The organism is Herbaspirillum frisingense, from assembly GCF_047325095.1.
Lineage (GTDB): Bacteria > Pseudomonadota > Gammaproteobacteria > Burkholderiales > Burkholderiaceae_D > Herbaspirillum > Herbaspirillum frisingense.
Map to the genome: position 1 here is coordinate 2,751,009 of NZ_CP168558.1, position 20,936 is coordinate 2,771,944.

14 protein-coding genes are annotated in these 20,936 nt (G+C 65.3%); 8 read left to right on the forward strand and 6 right to left on the reverse strand.

Going from position 1 to position 20,936, the window contains the following annotated elements; translation table 11 throughout:
- Window positions 1-5 precede the first annotated feature (5 nt).
- The 3 genes from ACEOAC_RS12760 to hmpA all read right to left on the reverse strand — a co-directional run bounded on the left by ACEOAC_RS12760 (window position 6) and on the right by hmpA (window position 2,234).
- Window positions 6-362: a hypothetical protein gene (locus ACEOAC_RS12760; RefSeq protein WP_006463847.1), complete on the reverse strand. Its 357-nt coding sequence runs from the start codon at window positions 360-362 to the stop codon at window positions 6-8.
- A 201-nt stretch (window positions 363-563) separates the two neighbouring features.
- The gene (locus tag ACEOAC_RS12765) at window positions 564-971 is read right to left on the reverse strand and encodes a hemerythrin domain-containing protein (protein WP_241811550.1); all 408 of its coding nucleotides are present in this window, start codon (window positions 969-971) and stop codon (window positions 564-566) included.
- A gap of 69 nt (window positions 972-1,040) precedes the next feature.
- A complete protein-coding gene (gene hmpA, locus ACEOAC_RS12770; RefSeq protein WP_413444252.1) occupies window positions 1,041-2,234 on the reverse strand; it encodes an NO-inducible flavohemoprotein in 1,194 nt (397 codons plus the stop codon).
- Window positions 2,235-2,401: 167 nt separating this feature from the next.
- On the opposite strand from hmpA, the gene norR reads away from it, so the two are divergent.
- Window positions 2,402-4,003: a nitric oxide reductase transcriptional regulator NorR gene (gene norR, locus ACEOAC_RS12775; protein ID WP_413444253.1), complete on the forward strand. Its 1,602-nt coding sequence runs from the start codon at window positions 2,402-2,404 to the stop codon at window positions 4,001-4,003.
- A gap of 165 nt (window positions 4,004-4,168) precedes the next feature.
- On the opposite strand, the gene ACEOAC_RS12780 is transcribed toward norR, so the two are convergent.
- A complete protein-coding gene (locus tag ACEOAC_RS12780) occupies window positions 4,169-4,351 on the reverse strand; it encodes a hypothetical protein (protein WP_039875641.1) in 183 nt (60 codons plus the stop codon).
- A 444-nt stretch (window positions 4,352-4,795) separates the two neighbouring features.
- On the opposite strand from ACEOAC_RS12780, the gene ACEOAC_RS12785 reads away from it, so the two are divergent.
- Window positions 4,796-5,023 (forward strand): dodecin, encoded by a 228-nt coding sequence (locus tag ACEOAC_RS12785; protein WP_413444254.1) that lies wholly within the window; start codon window positions 4,796-4,798, stop codon window positions 5,021-5,023.
- A gap of 102 nt (window positions 5,024-5,125) precedes the next feature.
- Here the strand turns inward: ACEOAC_RS12785 and ACEOAC_RS12790 are convergent, their stop codons facing one another.
- On the reverse strand, window positions 5,126-5,410 hold the full coding sequence (locus ACEOAC_RS12790) for a hypothetical protein (protein WP_413444255.1): 285 nt from the start codon (window positions 5,408-5,410) through the stop codon (window positions 5,126-5,128).
- A gap of 217 nt (window positions 5,411-5,627) precedes the next feature.
- On the opposite strand from ACEOAC_RS12790, the gene glgA reads away from it, so the two are divergent.
- The 6 genes from glgA to treY all read left to right on the forward strand — a co-directional run bounded on the left by glgA (window position 5,628) and on the right by treY (window position 19,305).
- On the forward strand, window positions 5,628-7,247 hold the full coding sequence (gene glgA / locus ACEOAC_RS12795; protein ID WP_413628367.1) for a glycogen synthase GlgA: 1,620 nt from the start codon (window positions 5,628-5,630) through the stop codon (window positions 7,245-7,247).
- Between the two features lie 183 nt (window positions 7,248-7,430).
- The gene (glgB, locus tag ACEOAC_RS12800) at window positions 7,431-9,854 is read left to right on the forward strand and encodes a 1,4-alpha-glucan branching protein GlgB (protein WP_413445188.1); all 2,424 of its coding nucleotides are present in this window, start codon (window positions 7,431-7,433) and stop codon (window positions 9,852-9,854) included.
- Window position 9,855: 1 nt separating this feature from the next.
- A complete protein-coding gene (glgX, locus tag ACEOAC_RS12805) occupies window positions 9,856-12,117 on the forward strand; it encodes a glycogen debranching protein GlgX (protein WP_413445189.1) in 2,262 nt (753 codons plus the stop codon).
- The gene (gene treZ / locus ACEOAC_RS12810; RefSeq protein WP_413628368.1) at window positions 12,114-14,018 is read left to right on the forward strand and encodes a malto-oligosyltrehalose trehalohydrolase; all 1,905 of its coding nucleotides are present in this window, start codon (window positions 12,114-12,116) and stop codon (window positions 14,016-14,018) included. The genes glgX and treZ overlap by 4 nt, the downstream gene beginning before the upstream one ends.
- On the forward strand, window positions 14,015-16,297 hold the full coding sequence (malQ, locus tag ACEOAC_RS12815; RefSeq protein WP_413628369.1) for a 4-alpha-glucanotransferase: 2,283 nt from the start codon (window positions 14,015-14,017) through the stop codon (window positions 16,295-16,297). The genes treZ and malQ overlap by 4 nt, the downstream gene beginning before the upstream one ends.
- Window positions 16,297-19,305, forward strand: a complete 3,009-nt coding sequence (treY, locus tag ACEOAC_RS12820; RefSeq protein ID WP_413628370.1) for a malto-oligosyltrehalose synthase — start codon at window positions 16,297-16,299, stop codon at window positions 19,303-19,305. The genes malQ and treY overlap by 1 nt, the downstream gene beginning before the upstream one ends.
- Before the next feature lie 735 nt (window positions 19,306-20,040).
- Here the strand turns inward: treY and ACEOAC_RS12825 are convergent.
- Window positions 20,041-20,904: a prepilin peptidase gene (locus ACEOAC_RS12825; RefSeq protein ID WP_413445261.1), complete on the reverse strand. Its 864-nt coding sequence runs from the start codon at window positions 20,902-20,904 to the stop codon at window positions 20,041-20,043.
- Window positions 20,905-20,936: the final 32 nt, after the last annotated feature.

The following is a 20,936-nucleotide window of genomic DNA, read 5'->3' on the forward strand; positions in this document are numbered from 1 at the left end:
TGCTTTCAACCTGCAGCGCCGCGGGTATTGAACAGCGAACCCAGTTGCTCGCCGATGCGCGGACGCAGGTGCTCGCGCACGCGATGGATGATCTCTTCGGCGTCGGCCGTGCCATAGGTCTGGGCCAGTTGCCGGTGCATGTCAAAGTGCAGGTAGAGCAGGCCGCGCAGGCTCTGGAAGGCGGTAGGGTGGGACTGTCCGCAGATCTGCTCGTTGTTGTCCATCACCTGGTTGAGCACGCCCGGATCGAACAGGCGCACCTGGCAGATCACGGCGAAGCGCACGATCTCCAGGTCCAGGGCTTCCAGTTCCTGGGTCAGCTCATCGGGGGTGTGGCGCTCGGCGCTGAGTTTCTCGGACATGAATTCTTTCGGAGGAGGAGGGGCCTCCAGCTTAGCATTTGCTGCGTCGCGAAAAATTGTCGGAAATCAATCCTGCCTTGATAATCAGAGGTGATCAGGGCAATGGCGCTAGGATTTGGGCGAGAGAGTGGTAATTTTTTGCTGCATGGCAGCGAGGTTGGGCAATGGGCGACGCCGGCTGCCAGCGCCGCCCACTACAAGCTACGCCGCTTCCACCATGGGATAGAAGTCCCGGTTCTCACGGCCAATGCGGTCGAACAGCAGCTTCAACACCCGATTGGCATCGGCACGGAACAGTTCGGGTTGTTCCGCGATGCGCTGGGCGTCATTCCATTGGCGCGAAAACTGGGCGTATTGCGCCGAGATGTCCTGCATCTCCTCCTGATAATGCCTGGCCTTGGCGGCCAGTGCGGGCGACGCCTCCTGCATGGCGGGATAGAGGTAGCGGTCTTCCACCGACAGGTGCAGCTTGATGACCGAGCTCATCGCAATCACTTCGCGGGCGATGGAGGCAGCCTCTTCGGCGATGCCCTGCGAGCACAGGGCCTTGAGTTGTTGTACGTGGCCGATGATGTCGGCGTGTTCACGGCGGTATTTGTCCAGGTTCATATCGTTTCGCTCATGGGTGATGGAAGAACCCGCACCCGGCCAGGTCGGCCGGCTGCGGGGGCAGGGGCATTACTGCAGGGCGGCTGCGGGTCCGAAGAATTCGTAACGCGCCTGCGCCGCCGGTACGCCCAGTTCCTCCAGCGCCTGCCTGATGGCCTTCATGAAGGGCTTGGGGCCGACGAAGTAGGCGTCCACATCACGATCGGCCGGCAGCCACTGCTGCAACAGCGCGACATCGATGAATCCGTGCGCATGCGGCGCCACATCGCCGGCACGCTGGTTCTCGTAGCAGAAGCGCACCTGCAGCTGGGGATGGCGGGCAGCCAGTTCTTCCAGCGTACCGCGGAAGGCATGCACACCCGCATGACGGGCGGCGTGGATGAAGTGCACCGGGCGGCCGCTGGGCAGGGCCGCGACCAGCATGCTCATCATCGGCGTGATGCCGACGCCGCCGCTGATGAGCACCAGCGGCCTGGCGCTGGCGGTCAAGGTGAACTCGCCGGAGGGCGGGAACAGTTCCACCACCGATCCCACATGGATCTGGTCATGCAGATGGCGCGAGACCTTGCCCTTGGCTTCGCGCTTGACGCTGATGCGGTACTGCGCCGGCTGACCGTTCTGACGCAGCGGCGCCGACAGCGAATACTGGCGACGCTGCTCCTCCCCGTCGACCATCATGCGCAGGCCGATGTACTGGCCCGGTTCGAAGTCCAGCAGGCTGCCGCCATCCTGCGGCACGAAGTAGAAGGACGTGATTTCCTCGCTCTCGGCCACCTTGCGGCTGACCACGAAATGGCGGCCACCGCGCCAGCCACCGGGCGCTTCGGCCTTGCTGTCGTACTGCTGGCGCTCGGCGCCGATGAGGATATCGGCCAACTGCCCATAGGCCGCGCCCCAGGCGTCGATGACGGCATCGGTGGCGATGTCCGCACCCAGCACTTCGCGGATGGCGCGCAGCAGGCAATCGCCCACCATCGGGTAGTGCTCGGGCATGACCTGCACGGCGACGTGCTTGTTGATGATCTGTGCCGCCAGGGGGCCCAGTTCTTCCAGGCGGTCGATGTGGCGGGCATACATCAGCACGCCGTTGGCCAGCGCCCGCGGCTGGTCGCCGCTGGCCTGGTGGGTACGATTGAACAAGGGACGCACTTGCGGATAGTCACGCATGAGCATCTGGTAGAAGTGCGTGGTCAGGGCCTCGCCGCCCGATTCGAGCAGGGGGACGGTCGACTTGACGATGGCGAGTTGGGCTTCGGTCAGCATGCTGGGCCTTTCAGTGGTGGAGTGGAGGTGCCGGAGTACCGGTCTGCCCTGATGTATTACAAAAGCCGTGCCATCATTTCGCCCCAATAAAATCAATGACTTAGGAAATATCCATGTCATTTATACCTGTGTCATAATGACTTTAATTCACATTATCGGTAGTCAATATGACCTCAAAGGCCTTGCTGGATGCGCTGTTGCCGCTGGTGGCCGACCTCTCCCGGGAGATCGATGATCGGGAGCGCTATCGGCGCCTGCTGCAGACCTTGCGCACGCTCTTTCCCTGCGACGCGGCTGCGCTGCTGCGGCTGGAGGGCGAGGTGCTGGTACCGCTGGCCATCGACGGTCTTTCTGGCGACACCCTCGGGCGGCGCTTCCGGGTGGCAGATCATCCGCGCTTCGGCGTGCTGCTGGCCAATGTTGCACCGACGCGCTTCCCGGCCGATTCCAGCTTGCCCGACCCCTATGATGGGCTGGTCGACGGGCTCAACGACGCCCATTCCGGCCAGCTGGAAGTGCACGATTGCATGGGTTGCGCGCTGACCGTCAACGGCCGTCCCTGGGGCCTGGTCACGCTGGATGCGCTGGGGCCGGGGCGCTTCGACCGGGTCGACATGGCCTCGCTGCATGCCTTTGCCGCGCTGGCGGCCGCCACCGTCAACGTGGCCGAGCGCATCAGTGACCTCTCGCAAGCCGGAGAACAGGCGCGCCAGCGTGCCGAAGCCTATCGTCTCGGGCTGGAGGAAAGCCAGGGCAAGCGCGAACTGATCGGCCAGAGCTCGGCCCAGCGCCAGCTGAAGGAAGAAATACGCATGGCCGCACCCAGCGACATGACGGTATTGATCAGCGGCGAAACCGGCACCGGCAAGGAGTTGGTGGCGCACGCCCTGCATGCCGCCTCGCCCCGCGCCCACAAGCCCATGATCAGCCTGAACTGCGCCGCCTTGCCCGACACCCTGGTCGAGAGCGAACTGTTTGGTCACGTCCGTGGCGCCTTCTCGGGCGCGGTGGCTGATCGTCGCGGCAAGTTCGAGATGGCCGATGGCGGCACGCTGTTCCTGGATGAAGTCGGCGAGTTGCCGCTGGCGGTGCAGGCCAAACTGCTGCGGGTACTGCAGAGCGGGCAATTGCAGCGGGTGGGTTCGGACCGTGAACATCGGGTCGATGTACGCCTGATCGCCGCCACCAATCGCGACCTGGCCGAAGAGGTCAAGCGCGGTCACTTCCGGGCCGACTTCTATCACCGCCTGTCGGTCTTTCCCATCCGGGTGCCGCCGCTACGTGAGCGGGGTCGCGACGTGCTGCTGCTGGCCGGGTATTTCCTGGAGCAGAACCGCGCAAGACTGGGCCTGACCAGCCTGCGGCTGTCCGCCGACGCCCAGCGCGCCCTGCTGGACTACCCTTGGCCGGGCAACATCCGGGAGCTGGAACATCTGGTCGGCCGCAGCGCCTTGCGTGCCCTGGCAGCACAGCCGCAGCGTCCATCCATCCTCACGCTGGACGCCGAGGCGCTGGACCTGCGCACGCCGCTGGCACTCGCGTCCGATGCAAGCACGGCAATGGGGAGTGCTGTCGCGGGAGTCAAGCCGACCGGCGCCACGCAGGGGCCGCTCTCTTTGTCACTGCGCGATGCAGTGGAGCGCTACGAGCGCGAGCTGGTCGGTGCCAGCCTGGAGCGACACCAGGGCAACCTGGCGGCTGCCGCACGCGAGCTGGGGCTGGACCGGGCCAACCTGAGCCGACTGGTCCGCAGACTGGGATTGCGTTGATGGCTTCAGGAAGAACAGGGCATGAGAGCAGGGCATGAGAGCAGGCCGCCTGTGCCTGAGAGCGCAGGCACAGCAGTCGACACGCTCTAAAAAAATCGGCCAGTGCTCGCCGGGTAGATACCCGTGAGCACTGGCCGCAGCGTCTTAGCGACGACGCCGGGAAGTTCAGGCTTGTGGCCGTTCGCTGTCCAGTTCCGCCAGTTGCCCGCGAATGCGGAGGGCGGTCAGGTGGCGGGCGGCGGCGGCATCGTCGTTGACGTGTTGCAGGTCTTCCGGCGGTGCGCTGATCGCTTTGACGGGAGCCCCTTGCTGCGGGCTGCCTGGAATGCCAGGGTTGAGTTGCGACATGATGTTCTCCAAGGGATGAAAATCTTGTGCAGACCCGCGGCCGGCAGGGCCGGCGGGCAGGGCTGCCAAATCCTGTTCGCAGGGGGCCGGCGAGGAAAAATCGCGGCCGATATGTGAACGTTTTGGCAAGCCAGATGAAAGCATATTAGCCGTTTTAGCTGCGCTGCAACAGGTGTTCGGCGACCTAAATTTTTGTAGGAAGTCGCGAAATGTTGGGGTGGGGCAAGGATCACCACCTGCCATTCTCTTGGAATTTGCTGCGCAGCAATGCAAGGTGAGTTTCGGGCCCCCGATGCGCGGGCTTGCCGATTGGTACCAGAGTCCCGCTATCCCTGCGCATCGATTCCTACGCCAATTGGTGGCATTGGCCGATGTCGGCTGCCGGCATGAGCGGCTAGCCTTGCTGAACCGTCCATCCCCTCATACCTCATGCAAGGAGTTCCAATGAACGAGCGCAAGCACGACAATTCCAACACCTACAAGATCATCGAAGTCGTGGGCAGTTCGCCCAACAGCAGCGACGAAGCCATCCGCAATGCCCTGGCCGACGTCGTCAAGACCGTCAAGAACGTCGACTGGTTCGAGGTCACCCAGTGCCGTGGCCATGTCGAAAATGGCAGCATCGGCCATTTCCAGGTCGGTCTGAAGGTCGGCTTCCGGGTCGAGGCCTGATCCCGCCAGCCATGCCGTGGACTGCACGGCAGAGCTTGGGCGGCCCTTCCCACGGATGAGGGATACAGGGCCGCAATCGGGCTGGTCCCCATATAGCGAGGTTCAATTGGCGGCTTTCAGGCTCCTTTGGCTAAAGTGGGGGTTCATCACCGCGTGCAGCGGCGATACTCGCCACGGCAGCCACGGCAGCCACGCCAGCACCGCCACTTGAACCGCCGGCACTGCACCCTCTTCATCGTCAATTCGTCGTACTGCGGCCCGACCTTCGTGGCCCGGCCGGCGTTTGCGTTTTCGTGCAGTGCGGTAGCAGGCCTCGTCACCAACACGGATTTCTGCCCAGCGTGCAGCTCCGGTTTTTTTTCGCCGCGCTGCAACAGTAGGATTCATCCTACGCGATCTCAGGCCGCTGTCCGATAGTGAGGGCTGATCCTGATCCGTATAACGTAATCATCGGCGCTCAAAAGTTTGTCCAGGCCAACATAACAACAAGGACATGTCTTCGCCCGGCCACCGGATCAAGCCCGGCCGAGGTGCAGATGCAATGCGATGCGACGAGCCAAGGGTGCTTTCCATCTCAGGTGCTTTCACACATTAGGGGTCCATCTTGCAAGCTCGAGTTCTGTTAGTCAGCTCGGAGGCCGTACCGCTCGTCAAGACCGGTGGCCTGGCCGACGTCATCACCGCTTTGGCGGTAGCGCTGCGCAAAGTCGGCATCGACGCCAGCATCCTCATGCCCGCCTATCCGGAGGCGGTGCGCAATCTTGGCGATACGCTACAGATCGGTCTCAAGCATGGGCTGCCCGGCGGCGCCGGCCGGCTCCTGCGCGGCACCATCCCCGGCACCGACGTGCCGGCATTGCTGCTCGATACCGCGCGTTTCCGCCAGCGCGGCGCCAACCCCTATGTCGATGCCGATGGCGTGGAGTTCAGCGACAACGCGCTGTGCTTCGCTGACCTCTCGCATGCGGCCGTGGCCATCTGCGCCGGCGAGACCAGCCTGCCGGCACCGCACGTGGTGCACGCCAATGACTGGCACGCCGGGCTGATTCCCTGCCTCCTGAAGCTGCGCGGGCTGGATCACATCGGCACCATGCTGACCATCCACAACCTGGCCTTCCAGGGCAATTTCGCGTTGAGCTCGGCCGAGCAGATCGGTATTCCCCAGCACCTGCTGACCGGCGATGGCGTGGAATACTGGGGCAAGCTGTCCTTCCTCAAGGCCGGCATCCGCTTCTCCGATTGCGTCTCCACCGTCAGCCGCAACTATGCCGAAGAGATCATGACCCCGCGCTTCGGCTGCGGCATGGACGGCATCCTGTCCTTCCGCAAGCTGGACCTGCGCGCCATCCCCAATGCCATTGACGCCGAGCTGTGGAATCCCGCCAACGATCCGCTGATCGCCCGCAATTTCAGCGTCGGCAACATGAAGGGCAAGTCTGCCTGCAAGCGCGACCTGCAAAAGCTGTTCGGCCTGCCGGTCGATCCCTTCGCCCCGGTGATGGGCCTGGGCAGCCGCATCTCGCACCAGAAGATGGCCGACGTCGTCATCGAGGCATTGCCGGGCATCCTGGATCGCCATCCGCGCCTGCAGGTGGTGGTGCTGGGCTGCGGCGACCATGACTACGAAGACGCCTTCCTGGCCCTCACCCGCCAGTATCCTGGTCGCATCGCCGTACATATCGGCTATGACGAGCGGCGCGCCCATGCGCTGCATGCCGGCAGCGACATGTTGTTGCACCCGACCCGTTTCGAGCCCTTTGGTCTGACCCCGCTGTATGCCATGCGCTATGGGGCCATTCCCATCGGCTCCCGTGTCGGCGGTCTGGTCGACACCGTATGCGACGCCGATCTCGATCCGCAACGCGCCACCGGCGTGCTGTTCGAAGGCGAGCGCGTGGAAGACATGCAGCACGCCGTCGCCCGCGCCTTTGCGCTCTACAACGACAACGAGCGCTGGCAGTCCATCCAGCGCAATGCCATGAGCATCGACTGCGACTGGGCCGGCCCCACCCGCGCCTACATCGACGCCTATGCCCACGTGGCGGACATGGCCGTGCGCCCACTGTTTGCCCCGCGTCCCTTGCCGGTGGAGCGGCCGGCCGCGCAGGTCGCCCACGGCGCAGTTGCCCATGAGCGGGTGGCTGGCATGGTCAGTCCGGCAGCGGCCATTGCAGCGGCCCTGGCGGGTGTGGTTGCCGGACCTTCGGCCGTGGCGGCGGCCTGATTGCGTCGCTGCAGCCGTGGCAGCTGCGGCCGTCTTTTGACAATTTTCTTTCAAGCCCCACCGCGTCCCTGCATCCATCCGGGACGCGGCAGGGAAGGTGTTTGCCGGCGTGCCGCCACGCGGTGCGCCGGATGCTGACTATCGATATTTCGATCAACCCAGATAACAACAACAGGAGTGTGCATGTCCGGCATGTCTGTCATGGCGTATAGGGAATCCCTGGACTCCGCGGATTCGTCTTCCGACGCCAGCTCGGCGCCCCCCCATCATGCCCCCGGCGCAAGCCCGGAGCCGTCCCTTCCTCCCCTCGAAAAATCCGCGCTGTCCCTGTCCTTTGAAGAGCAGGGCCTGCTGGAAGCCCTGCTGGCAGGGCGCCTGAACCAGCCTTTCTGCCTGCTCGGCCCCCGCTATGCGCGCGAGGCCAGCGGCGTCAGCGCCATTCGTTGCTTCCACCCCGGTGCCGAAGCGGTCCGCGTGCGCTGCCGGCATAGCGGCGCCCTGTTGGGCGAGCTGCAGCAATATGCGCTCAACGGTTCGCCCAGCGGCTTCTTCAGCGGTGTCGTCACCGGTCTGGAGCAGCGCCGCTACCAGGTCCCCTATGTGTTGGACGTGGACTGGCATATCCCCGACGGCAACCGCAGCGTGCAGAGCACCGAAGACCCTTACGCCTTCGGCCTGTTGCTGGGCGAGCTGGACTTGCACTTGCTGCAGGAAGGTCGCCATCGTCAACTGGCCGATTGCCTGGGCGCGCGCCCGATGGAAATCGATGGCGTGCCCGGCACCCGCTTTGCCGTGTGGGCACCCAATGCCGAGCGCGTCTCGGTGGTAGGCGACTTCAACCAGTGGGACGGGCGCCGCCACGTGATGCGCCTGCGCCATGAGCCCGGCGTGTGGGAGCTGTTCATCCCCCGTATCGGCCCTGGCGACGTCTACAAATACGAAATCCTCGGCCGTGACGGCGTACTGCTGCCGCTCAAGGCCGATCCGGTGGCGCGCGCCACGGAACCGCCGCCGGCTACCGCCTCGGTGGTGGCCGATGCCCGTCCCTATGTCTGGCAGGACCAGCAGTGGATGGCCGAACGCGCCCAGCGCCAGTCGCCCTCGGCGCCCATGTCCATCTACGAGGTGCATCCGGCCTCCTGGCGCCGCGTGCCGGAACAGGCGCATCGCAATCTCACCTGGGATGAGCTGGCCGATGAGCTGATCCCCTACGTGGTCGGCATGGGCTTTACCCACATCGAACTGATGCCGGTGATGGAACACCCCTTCGGTGGTTCCTGGGGCTACCAGCCGATCAGCATGTTCGCGCCCAGTGCCCGCTTCGGCAAACCGGAGCGCTTCGCCGCCTTCGTCGACCGTTGCCACCAGGCCGGCATCGGCGTGCTGCTGGACTGGGTGCCGGCGCATTTCCCCAGCGACCAGCATGGCCTGGCACAGTTCGACGGCACCGCGCTGTATGAACACGCCGACCCCCGCGAAGGCTTCCACCAGGACTGGAATACCCTGATCTTCAACCTCGGCCGCAATGAGGTGCGTGGTTTCCTGATCGCCAGCGCCCTGGAGTGGCTGGAACACTTCCACGTCGACGGCCTGCGCGTGGACGCCGTGGCCTCCATGCTCTACCGCGACTACAGCCGCAAGTCCGGCGAGTGGGTGCCCAACATCCATGGCGGCCGCGAAAACCTGGAAGCCGTGGCCTTCCTGCGCGAGCTCAACACCGTCGTGACCCAGCGCTGCCCGGGCGCGCTGATGATTGCCGAGGAATCCACCTCCTGGCCGGGCGTGACCGCCGAAGTCAAGGACGAGGCCGATCATCACGGCCTGGGTTTCCACTACAAGTGGAACATGGGCTGGATGAACGACACCCTGCGCTACATGCAGCATGACCCGCTGTTCCGCCGCTATCACCACCACGACATGACCTTCGGTCTGCTCTACGGCTTCTCGGAAAACTTCATCCTGCCGATCTCGCATGACGAAGTGGTGCATGGCAAGCGCGCCTTGCTCAACAAGATGCCGGGCGACGAATGGCGCCGCTTCGCCAACGTGCGCGCCTACTATGGCTTCATGTGGACGCACCCGGGCAAGAAGCTGCTCTTCATGGGCAGCGAATTCGGCCAGCCTGACGAGTTCGACCACGACAAGTCGCCGTACTGGCACCTGCTGGACGAACATGGCGGCCACCCGGCCGGCCATCGCCAGCTGCGCCAGCTGGTCAGCGACCTGAACCATCTCTATTGCAGCGAACCAGCACTGCACCAGCGCGATTGCCGCGCCGACGGCTTCTCCTGGGCAGTCGGCGACGACAGCGTCAACAGCGTGCTGGCCTACTTCCGCTACGCCGACGAGGGACCGCCGGTGCTCATCGTGGTCAACCTGACCCCGGTGCCGCGCACCCACTACCGCATTGGCGTGCCACCCATCGCACCGGGCCAGCCCGGTGTGTGGCGCGAAGTGCTCAATACCGATGCCGCCGTCTATGGCGGCAGCAACAGCGGCAACATGGGCCGGGTCGAGGTGCAGGACATGGGCTGGCATGGCCACCCCAACTCCATCGAACTGAACCTGCCGCCGCTGTCCACCCTGATCCTGCGTAGAGAGTCCTGAAATGAGTGTCGCCTTTCCTGATCGCCTGATGCCAGGCCTGCCTTACCCCCTGGGCGCCAGCTCCGATGGCCTGGGGGTCAATTTTGCGGTGTTCTCGGCCAACGCCACCCGCATGGATCTCTGCCTGTTCGACCCTTCCGGCAAGCGCGAACTCAAGCGCATCCAGCTGCCCGAATGCACCGACGAGGTGTGGCACGGTTACCTGCCTGGTGCCGCCCCGGGGCTGGTCTACGGCTTCCGCGCCCATGGTCCCTACGAACCCAACAAGGGCCATCGCTTCAATCCCAACAAGCTGCTGCTGGACCCCTATGCCAAGCGCCTGGTGGGCCAGGTGCGCTGGACCGATGCGCTCTACGGCTACCGCCTGCATTCGGCCCGCGCCGACCTGTCCTTCGACCGGCGCGACAGCGCCGCGGCCATGCCCAAGGCCATGGTCACCGAAGACGCCTTCGTCTGGGAACATGACCGCCTGCCGCAGGTGCCGTGGAACAAGACCGTGATCTATGAGGCCCACGTCAAGGGCATCTCCAGGATGCGCGAAGACCTGCTGCCGCACGAACGCGGCACCTTCGCCGCGCTGTCCGATCCGGCCTTCATCGACCACCTGCTGCGGCTGGGCGTGACCACGCTGGAACTGATGCCGGTGCATGCCTTCCTGCAGGACAGTTTCCTGGTCGAGCGTGGCCTGAGCAACTACTGGGGCTACAGCACGCTCTCGTATTTCGCGCCTGAGCCGTCCTACATGTCCATGGGCGACCCCAACGAACTGCGCATGGCCGTGCGACGCCTGCACAGCGCCGGTATCGAGGTCATCCTCGACGTCGTCTACAACCACACCAGCTGCGGCAGCGAACTGGGCCCCACGCTGTCCTTCCGGGGGCTGGATAATGCCAGCTACTTCCGCCTCATGCCCGGCCAGGAGCGCTATCACATCAACGACACCGGCTGTGGCAACACGCTGAACCTGTCACACCCTCGGGTGTTGCAGATGGTGCTGGATTCGCTACGCTACTGGGCGCAGTCCTTCCATATCGACGGCTTCCGCTTCGACCTCGGTTCCACCCTGGGGCGCGAGCCGCATGGCTTCGACCCCGGTTCGGGTTTCTTCGATGCGCTGCTGCAGGACCCCGTGCTGTCGCGCCTGAAGCTCATTTCCGAACCCTGGGACATCGGCCCCGGCGGCTACCAGCTGGGTAACCATCCGGCCCGTTTCGGCGAATGGAACGACAAGTTCCGCGACGACATGCGCAAGTTCTGGAAAGGCGACGAGGCCATGCGCGGCGGCTTCGCCCAGCGCATGCTGGGTTCGGCCGAGCTGTTCGAACACCATCGCCGCAAGCCCTGGGCCAGCATCAACTTCATCGCCTCGCATGACGGCTTCACCCTGCGTGACCTGGTCAGCTACAACGGCAAGCACAACGAGGCCAATGGCGAGAACAACAACGACGGCCACAACGACAACGCCAGCTACAACTGGGGGGCCGAAGGCGAGACCGACGATGCCGCCATCCAGGCCACCCGCGCCAATGTGCAACGCTCCATGCTGGCCTCGACCCTGCTGGCGCAAGGCACGCCGATGCTGCTGGCCGGTGACGAATTCAACCGCAGCCAGGGCGGCAACAACAATGCCTACTGCCAGGACAATGAGATCTCCTGGATCAACTGGGAGCAGGCCCGCTCGCCCGAAGGCGCTGCGCTGACCGCCTTCGTGGGCCGTGTCACCGCCATCCGCCGCGACTTCGAGGTCCTGCGCGCCAGCTATTTCCTGCATGGCGCGCAGATGGTGGCCGATGGCCTGCCGGATGTGGCGTGGTTCGACGAGGCCGCGCGCCCGGTTTCCAGCGAAGACTGGAACAATCCGGTGGCCCGCGCCATCACCCTGCAACTGGCCGGCAAGCGTCAGGAGGCGCACAAGCAGCTGAGTTCGCGCATCCAGGACGCCGCCAATACCGATGCGCCCGGCGACATTCCCGAAGCCATCCCGGATGTGCTGATGATCTTCGTCAATGCCGGCCATGAGCCCATCGAGTTCCACTTCCCGCGCACCGAAGGCGAATACTGCCTGCTGCTGGACAGCGCCCAGCCCACCGGCATGCCGGAAGGCGAGGGTGCCGCAGCAAGGGTGCAGGGCAGCGCCACGGTGCAGGTACAGGCCCACAGCCTGCAGGTGTTCGCCAACCGGCCGCTGCACCTGTCCTCGGCCATCTATCCACTGGCGGCCAATGAATGGATTGCCCGCAATGAATGGGGAGAGCGCGCATGACGGCCCGCTTTTCGCTGCCGCTGCCTTTTGGCGCCCAGGTCACGGCGCCTGGCCAGGTCCGTTTTCGCATCTGGGCACCTGGCGCCGATGCCGCTGCGGTGGAGATCACCGGAGGCGGCCGCCTGCCGATGTCACCCGATTCCGCGGCGCCGGGCTGGTACGTACTGGACACCGCCTGCGAACCCGGCACCCTCTATCGCTACGTCCTGCACTCAAAGGTGGAGGGCGAAGTCACCGTCCCCGATCCGGCCTCGCGCGGGCAGGCCGGGGACGTCTTCGATCCCAGCGTGGTGGTGGATGCCCATGCCTACCAGTGGCAATACCCGCACTGGCAAGGCCGGCCCTGGGAAGAAACGGTACTCTATGAGCTCCATCCCGGTGCCATGGGGGGCTTTGCCGGCATCCAGCAGCGCCTGGCGGAGCTGGCCGAGCTGGGCATCACCGCCATCGAACTGATGCCGGTGGCCGAGTTCCCCGGCGCCCACAACTGGGGGTATGACGGCGTGCTGCCCTTCGCCCCGGACGCCAGCTACGGCACGCCCGAACAACTCAAGGCGCTCATCGATACCGCACATGGCTTGGGGATGATGGTGTTCCTCGATGTGGTGTACAACCACTTCGGCCCGGCCGGCAACTATCTCAACAGCTACGCCCCGGAATTCTTCCGGCATGACAGCAACACCCTGTGGGGGGCGACCATCGATTTCCGCCGCCCCGAGGTGGCCGATTTCTTTACCCTCAATGCCCTCTACTGGCTGCAGGAATACCGCTTCGACGGCCTGCGCCTGGATGCCGTGCACGCCATCTGCGAGCCGGACTGGCTGGTCAGCCTGGGCCATCGCATCCGCCAGGAGATCGGCACCGAACGTCATGTCCACCTGGTGCTGGAACACGACGGCAATGCCGCCCATCTGCTGGGCTATGGTGGCCAGGGCGAACAGGTCGCCGATCCCGACCAGGGGGAGGTGCGCACACGCACCAGCCATGTCTACGACGCCCAATGGAATGACGACGCACACCATGTCCTGCATGTGTTGTTGACCGGTGAAGACGGCGGCTACTACAGCGCCTACGCCGAACAGCCTGCCGAGAAACTGGCGCGTTGCCTGCAGCAGGGCTTCGTCTACCAGGGCGAGGTCTCTCCGTACTCCGGTGAGCCCCGCGGCGAACCCAGCGCCGAGCTCCCGCCTACGGCCTTCGTCAACTTCCTGCAGAACCACGACCAGATCGGCAACCGCGCCTTCGGTGAAAGGCTCACCGTACTGGCCCATCCGCTGGCCCTGCATGCCGCGCAGGCCCTGATCCTGCTGGCGCCGCAATTGCCGATGCTGTTCATGGGCGAGGAATTCTGCGCCGTGCAGCCTTTCCTGTACTTCACCAGCCATCAGGACGAGGCCCTGGCCACGGCCGTGCGGGAAGGGCGCCGACGCGAGTTTTCCCGCTTCCCGCAATTCGCCGATCCGCAGTTGCTGGAGCAGATTCCCGATCCCAACAGCTTCGCCACCTTCGTCTCATCCATCCCCGAGCCGGGTCCGGCACCGGGTTCGGCGGCTTGCCTGCGCCGCGTGGCCGAGCTGCTGCACATCCGCAAGCTGCATATCGCACCCTACCTGCGCGGCGCGCGCGCGCTGGAGGCCCGTGCCATCGGTCCCAAGGCGGTGCAGGCGCGCTGGCGCCTGTCCAACGGCAGCGTGCTCAACATCACGGTCAACCTGGATGAGCAGCCGCTGCAGGAGTCGCTGGAACAACTGGCCCATCCGGCTGGCGCCGATGTGCTCTTCGACAGTGGTGCCGTGCTGGAAACCCTGGCCGAGGGCACATTCCCGCCGCACGCCATCCTGGCCCTGCGTGAACCGGCCGCGGACACGATGTCGACCCAGCCTATCGGGAGACCGACATGAGCAGCACTCTCATGCGCGAAGCCGCGCCATCCCGAATGTCAGCTCCCGTGCCCCGCCCGGCCACGGCCCCGGCCACCCAGGAAAGCGATCTCTATCGCCTGGCACGCAAGGCCGGCATCGCCGTCCAATGGACCGATGCCTACGACCAGCCGCAGGTGGTGCAGGAGGACGCACTGCGCGCCATCCTGGCCGCACTGGGCTTGCCCTGTGCCACCCCCGGCGACTGTCGCGACAGCCTGGCCGAGCTGGATCGTCAGCAGGCGGTCGGCTACCTGCCACCGCTGCTGACCGGGGTGCTGCACCAGCCGGTGGCGCTGCCCATGCATTCGCGCCTGCACGGCCTGTCATGCCGCGTGGAGCTGGAAAACGGCGCACGCCTGATGCTGCTGATTTCCTCCGACCTGAACCGCCCGCCGACCTTGCCACCCATTGAGGTGCCCGGTTATCACCGTCTGCTGGTGGCCGGCCATATCCTCACGCTGGCCATCGCCCCCGCGCGCTGCTACACCATCGCCGACGCCCTGGCCGACCGTGGCAGCGAGCGCGGCTGGGCACTGGCGGCGCAGGTCTATGGTCTGCGCAGCGACAGCCTGAACCCGGCCCGCACCATCTACGGCGACGGCGGCATCGGGCATTTCGGCGCGCTCAAGGCGCTGGCACCGATGGCAGCCGAGTACGGCGCGGCAGCCCTGGCGATGTCGCCGCTGCACGCCATGTTTGCCGCCGATCCCGGTCGCAGCAGCCCCTATTCGCCTTCCAGCCGGCTGTTCCTCAACCCCTTCCTGATCGACCCTGCCGGCATTCTCGGCGAAGAGGCCCAGGCCCAGGTGCTGGCCGAGGGGGGATCGGAAATGATCGCCGCCCATGAGCGCCTGCAGCAGGCCAGCCTGATCGACTGGCAGCGCGCTGGTGCGCACCGCCTGACGCTGCTGCGCCGCCTGTACGCCTTATTCCGTACCGAACAGGCGGGGCAGGGACAGCACGCACACCATCAGGCCGCTTTCAAGGCCTTCCAGAGTGCCGGGGGCGCGGCCCTGCATGCGCATGCGCTGTATGAGGCCTATAGCCAGCACCTGGCCGCGCAAGGCGTGGCCGGCAGTTGTGACTGGCGCCAATGGGGCCAGGCCGGCCTGCATCCGGAGACCCCCGAGATGCGCGCCTTCGCCGAGCAACATGGCGGCGAGATCGACTTCCACCTGTTCCTGCAATGGCAGGCGGCGCATCAACTGGGCCAGGCCCAGCAGGCCGCCCGCGATGCCGGCATGCCCATCGGCCTGATCGCCGACCTCGCCGTCGGTGCCGACAATGGCGGCAGCCAGGCCTGGAGCCATCAGGCCGAGATCGCCGCCGGCCTGACCGTGGGCGCGCCGCCGGACCGCCTGGCCCCGCAAGGCCAGAACTGGGGGCTGGGCGCGTTCTCGCCACTGGCCCTGCGCCGCACCGGCTACCAGGGCTACCTGGCGATGCTGCGCGCCTGCTTCGCCCAGGGCGGCGGCGTGCGTATCGACCACGTGCTTGGCTTGAACCGCCTCTGGCTGGTGCCGCAAGGACTGGACGCCGATGCCGGTTCCTACGTCAGCTATCCGCAGCAGGACCTGCTGCGCCTGATTGCGCTGGAATCCTGGCGCCACCGCGCCGTGGTCATCGGCGAAGACCTCGGCACCGTGCCGCCCGGCTTCGACCAGGCACTGGATACGGCGGGCGTGGCGGGCATCCGCGTGCTCTGGTTCCAGCGTGACAAAACCGGCTTCCTGCCGCCGGCCGACTGGTCGGATCAGGCCATTGCCGTGACGACCACGCACGACCTGCCCACCGTGGCCGGATGGTGGTCCGGTGCCGACATCGCCTGGCGCGACCGCCTCGGCCATCTGGATGAAGGCGTGACCGCCGCGCAGGAACAGCGCAGCCAGGACCGCCGCCAGCTGTGGCACAGCCTGGTCGAGCAGGGACGGGCCAGCGGCCCCTTGCCAGAGGTGGCACAGGCCCTCGTCGAGGAGGTGTCTGAAGAACACCATCCCGCCACCCTGGAAGACTGCGCCATCGCCGTCGACGCCGCACTGGACATGGTGGCTGCCACGCCCTCGCCGCTGGCCGTGGTACCGGTGGAAGACATCCTCGGCCTGAGCCAGCAACCCAATCTGCCCGGCCTGACCGACCCCCACCCCAACTGGCGCCGCCGCCTGCCGGCCGATACGCCACAGCTGTTTGCCGCCTATGCCGCCCGGGCCAGGCTGGAGCGCCTGCGCCGCGCGCGCGGCTGCGGCCCCAAGGAGACCTGATGCCCGACCCGACCGCACCCCATCCGCATGGTGACCGCAGTGACCGCCGTGAGCGCAGTGACCGCCGTGAGCGCAGTGACTGCAATGACATCCCGCGCGCCACTGCACGTCTGCAACTGCATCGCGATTTCCGTTTCGAACATGCCGCCGAGGTGGTGGATTACTACCATCGCCTGGGTGTCAGCCATTACTACCTGTCACCCATCCTGGTCGCCCGTCCCGGTTCCACCCATGGATACGACGTGGTGGACGCCACCCGCATCAACCCCGAACTGGGCGGCGAGAAGGGCCTGCGCCAGCTGTGCCAGCGCCTGCATGCCAAGGGCATGGGGGTGATCGTCGACATCGTCCCCAATCACATGGCCGTGGGCCAACACAATGCCTGGTGGCAGGATGTGCTGCGCTGGGGCCGTCACAGCCACCACGCCGACTGGTTTGACATCGAGTGGGACAGTGCCGACCCGGCCCTGGCCGGCAAGGTCCTGCTGCCTTTCCTCGGCCAGCCCTATGCCGAGGCACTGGAAGCCGGCGAACTGGTGCTACGCCTGGATACCGAACGGGGCGAGCTCTATGTGGCGCACCACGACAACGTCTTCCCCCTGGCCATGCAAGACCACGCGGTGGTGCTGGAGACCGCCGGCAGCCCACGTCTGGCGGAGCTCATCAGCGCCTTCCAGGCGGTCGAAGCCGGTCACCCCGAGCAGTACCGCCAGGCAGCGGAGGCCTGCAATCTGATGCGCAGCCTGGCCGCCGACCCCGATGTGCTGGCCGATATCGACGCCGCCCTGGCAGCCTTCTCCGCCGTGCAGCCGCATGGACGTAGTGCCATGCACGAACTGCTGGAACGCCAGCATTACCGCCTGGCCTACTGGCGCAACGCGGCTGACGAAATCAACTGGCGCCGCTTTTTCGAAGTCAGCGAACTGGTCGGCATGCGGGTCGAACGCGAGGATGTATTCGAGGCCATGCACGCCGAGATATTCCGCCTCTATGGGGAATGTCTCATCGACGGCCTGCGCCTGGACCACATCGACGGCCTGACCGACCCGGCCGCCTATTGCCAGCGCCTGCGGGCGCGTCTGCGCAGCCTGCGACCCGGCCACGAACCCTATCTGATCGCCGAAAAAATCCTGGCCGGCGACGAGATGCTGCCGCCCGGCTGGGCACTCGATGGCAGCACCGGCTATGAATTCATGGACCAGTGCGCTGCCGTCCTGCACGACGGCGAAGGCGAACCGGTGTTGGACGAGCTGTGGCGCGACATCGTTGGCGAAGTCACGCCGACAGTGGATTACATGCAGGGCCATGCAGCGGGCGAGCTCAGCCATTTCCCGACCATCGTGCAGCAGGCGCGCCGCAGTTTTCTGGTGCGCAATTTCGCCGCCGAATTCAATGCCCTCACGCACTGCCTGCACCAGCTCGCTCGCACGGCAACGCAGACCCGCGACCTGACACTGATGTCCATCCGTCGCTGCGTGGCCGAATTGCTGGTGCATTTCCCGGTCTATCGCACCTATGCCAACGCCGAAGGCATGCCCGCCGCGGACCGTGAACTGCTGGCCCGCACCGCCCGCACGGCGGCGAACACCCTGCACGCCGCCGACCACCCGACGCTGCATGTGGTGGAAGGCTGGCTGGGCGGGGACCTCCTGCTCAATAGCAGCGATGCCCGCCGCCGCGCATTGCAACTGCGCGCCATCGCCCGCTTCCAGCAACTGACGCCGCCGCTGACGGCCAAGTCCATGGAAGACACCGCCTTCTATCGCTATGGGCGCCTGCTGTCGCGCAATGAAGTGGGCGCCGAACCGGCCCACCTCTCGCTCTCCGTGGCGCACTTCCACCAGCTGGCTGCGCGCCGCGCCGAACAGACGCCCTACAGCCTCCTGGCCACCGGTACGCACGACCACAAGCGCGGCGAAGATGCCCGCATGCGCCTGGCCGCACTCTCCGAGATCGCCGAGGAATGGGCCACCGTGCTGCGCCACTGGCATCAACTCAACGCCCCCATCGTCGCGGCCACCGCCGGTCCGCAGGGCGGCATCGACGCCGTCGACGAAAGCATGCTCTACCAGACGCTGGTCGGTGCCTGGCCCGATGGCATGCGTGCCGGCGACGACGACTTGAGCGCCCTGGGCCAACTGGCCGAACGCGTCATCGAATGGCAGCGCAAGGCCCTGCGGGAAGCCAAGCGGCGCAGCGACTGGGTGGCGCCCCAGCAAGACTATGAAGACGCCTGCGAACGCTTCACCCGCGCCTTGCTGTGCGACCCCGGACTGGACCCGCGCCATCATTCCTTCCTCACCGAGCTGGAAGACTTCGTACGTCGCCTGGGCCCGCTGGGCGCGATCAACAGCCTGTCGCAAACCATGCTCAAGCTGGCCAGCCCAGGCGTGCCGGACTTCTACCAGGGTAGCGAGCTCTGGGACCTGAGCATGGTCGACCCCGACAATCGCCGACCGGTGGATTTCGCCCTGCGCGCGCGTCGCCTGGACGAGGCCACCAGTCGCCCGGTCTCCCTGCGCGAATGGCAGAGCGGCGGCGCCAAGCAGCAACTGATCCATGCGGTGCTGCAGTACCGGCGCCGCCATGCGCCACTCTTCGCCGACGGTGGATACGTCCCCCTCACGGCCCATGGCAAGCTGGCGCGCCACGTCATCGCCTTTGCCAGACTGCTGCCGGCGGAGCAGGGCGATGAAACGCAGGGCCTGCAGGCGGTGGTCGTCATCTGTACCCGACTGGCGGGCCACCTGCTGTCCTTCGAAGGACGTCGTGAAGAAGCCTTGCCGCTGATCTCTGCCCAGGCCTGGGGCGATACCAGCATCGCGCTCCCGCAGGCACTGTCGCATGTGGCCGGGCAAGGCATGCGACTCTGGCGCAGCGTCCTCACCAGCGGCCAGGGGCAGCTGGAGGAATGCGCCATGCCTGATGGCGAACGGGGTGGCAGCATCGCCGTGGCGGAGATTCTGGGGAGTTTGCCGGTGGAGATGCTGGAGTTGCATCTGGGGTGAGGGAAGGAGGGAGGCGCCTGCCCTCGAAGCAGCCCCGGGGTCGATGATGCCCGGGTCTGCTTCCATGCTGCCAGTTTTTTGCTGCCGGCGCTTCCTAAGCGGCTAGTATTGCCATGGGTTTTGTAGCCACCATCAGAATTGGCCTCGACCCCGACATTAACAGGATTGAGACGCGTATCAAATCCGGAAGATGGCGTAATGAGGGGTGTGATGCTTTCTAGGATTGTTCAATCATGTTGACCTTTCGGTTGAATGGAAGCGCGCCGGAAATGCGCCGGTGACGATGGCCGCAAAGCAGATGCCATCGACGGGCGCGTCCACGCAGCTCAGGTTTTTGTTCTGCGCTAGAGGGCGGAAAAATAGAAAAACTTGATTGACGCGAAGCCAGATGAGTACCAGAGCGACTGCGAAAGATAGTTGCGTGGGCACGCAGATGAATCAGATTTCATGCGGTAGCGGGCGATCTCCTGGCCGAGACATGCCACCGCAAACGGCGCTATATACAAGGTGATGGTGACAAGTCTCCGGGGCGAAAAAAATAGCTGATCCGTTAGAAGAAGCGTCAAGCCGGCAGCAAGGCAACCGCTGATGAAATACATCAGATGTTTTATGAAGAAGTGCCTAGCATCGTTTGCTCTCCTGTGCGGGCGCGGCCATTGGAACGAGCGCGCAACGGCAGGGTGCGCGACATCGACGATGGTCCGAAGAAAGTCGAGTAGGCTTTTTTCCATGACGTCAGAGGACAAGCCACCGTTGCTCCCTCCAGACCAGAGCCGCCAAGCCCGCGACAATCAGGTAGGGGCCGAAGGCCATGGGCTGGTCGGGGTCGCGGTGGCGCACTTTCGTCTGCCACAATCCGACCACTGCCGCACCAGTGGACGCCAGCACGATGATGTGCAGCAGCGGTCCCCAGCCGAACCAGGCGCCGAGCGCGGCAAGCAGCTTGAAGTCGCCGTAGCCCATTCCCTCCTTGCCGGTGAAATAGAAGCAGATCCAGTAGATGCTCCATAGCGCCGCGTATCCCGCAGCCACACCCCAGAAGGCATCGCGCAGCGGCACGAAGGCGGCAAATGAATTGAAGAACAGCCCCAGCCAGAGCAATGGCTGGGTAAGGCAATCCGGCAGGATCTGGTGATTGAGGTCGATGAAGAAGAGGGCGATCAACGTCCACAGCAGCAGCCATGTCCCTACGGTTTGCATCGTCGGGCCGAAGTGCCAGGCGGTGGCGACGGTCACCACGGCGCAGGCCAATTCGACCAGCGGATAGCGCACCGGAATGTAGGTCTTGCAGCCGGCGCAACGGCCGAGCAGGTAGAGGTAACTCAGGACCGGGATGTTTTCGGCAGCACGTACCGGCCGCTTGCAGGCCGGGCAATGGGAGCCGGGCCAGGCCAGCGTCATGGCGGGCGACGGTATCTCCGGCTCCTGTTCACTGTCGGGCGACGCCTCCTTGTCGGTGGAGCTGTAAGCGGCCTCGAGCATCAGGGGCAGGCGGTAGATCACCACGTTCAGAAAGCTGCCGATACAGAGCCCGATCATCAACGTCATGAAGAAGACGACGAGGGGATGGTCATAAGACATGTCGGGCAAGATAAGCATGCGGTGTTCCTTGAAGGGGGAAAGAGGGCCGC

Coding starts and splice junctions, on each gene's coding strand:
- ACEOAC_RS12760 (WP_006463847.1), bottom strand. CDS start 362: ATGTCCGAGAAACTCAGCGCCGAGCGCCACACCCCCGATGAGCTGACC.
- ACEOAC_RS12765 (WP_241811550.1), bottom strand. CDS start 971: ATGAACCTGGACAAATACCGCCGTGAACACGCCGACATCATCGGCCAC.
- hmpA (WP_413444252.1), bottom strand. CDS start 2,234: ATGCTGACCGAAGCCCAACTCGCCATCGTCAAGTCGACCGTCCCCCTG.
- norR (WP_413444253.1), top strand. CDS start 2,402: ATGACCTCAAAGGCCTTGCTGGATGCGCTGTTGCCGCTGGTGGCCGAC.
- ACEOAC_RS12780 (WP_039875641.1), bottom strand. CDS start 4,351: ATGTCGCAACTCAACCCTGGCATTCCAGGCAGCCCGCAGCAAGGGGCT.
- ACEOAC_RS12785 (WP_413444254.1), top strand. CDS start 4,796: ATGAACGAGCGCAAGCACGACAATTCCAACACCTACAAGATCATCGAA.
- ACEOAC_RS12790 (WP_413444255.1), bottom strand. CDS start 5,410: ATGAATCCTACTGTTGCAGCGCGGCGAAAAAAAACCGGAGCTGCACGC.
- glgB (WP_413445188.1), top strand. CDS start 7,431: ATGTCCGGCATGTCTGTCATGGCGTATAGGGAATCCCTGGACTCCGCG.
- glgX (WP_413445189.1), top strand. CDS start 9,856: ATGAGTGTCGCCTTTCCTGATCGCCTGATGCCAGGCCTGCCTTACCCC.
- treZ (WP_413628368.1), top strand. CDS start 12,114: ATGACGGCCCGCTTTTCGCTGCCGCTGCCTTTTGGCGCCCAGGTCACG.
- malQ (WP_413628369.1), top strand. CDS start 14,015: ATGAGCAGCACTCTCATGCGCGAAGCCGCGCCATCCCGAATGTCAGCT.
- treY (WP_413628370.1), top strand. CDS start 16,297: ATGCCCGACCCGACCGCACCCCATCCGCATGGTGACCGCAGTGACCGC.
- ACEOAC_RS12825 (WP_413445261.1), bottom strand. CDS start 20,904: ATGCTTATCTTGCCCGACATGTCTTATGACCATCCCCTCGTCGTCTTC.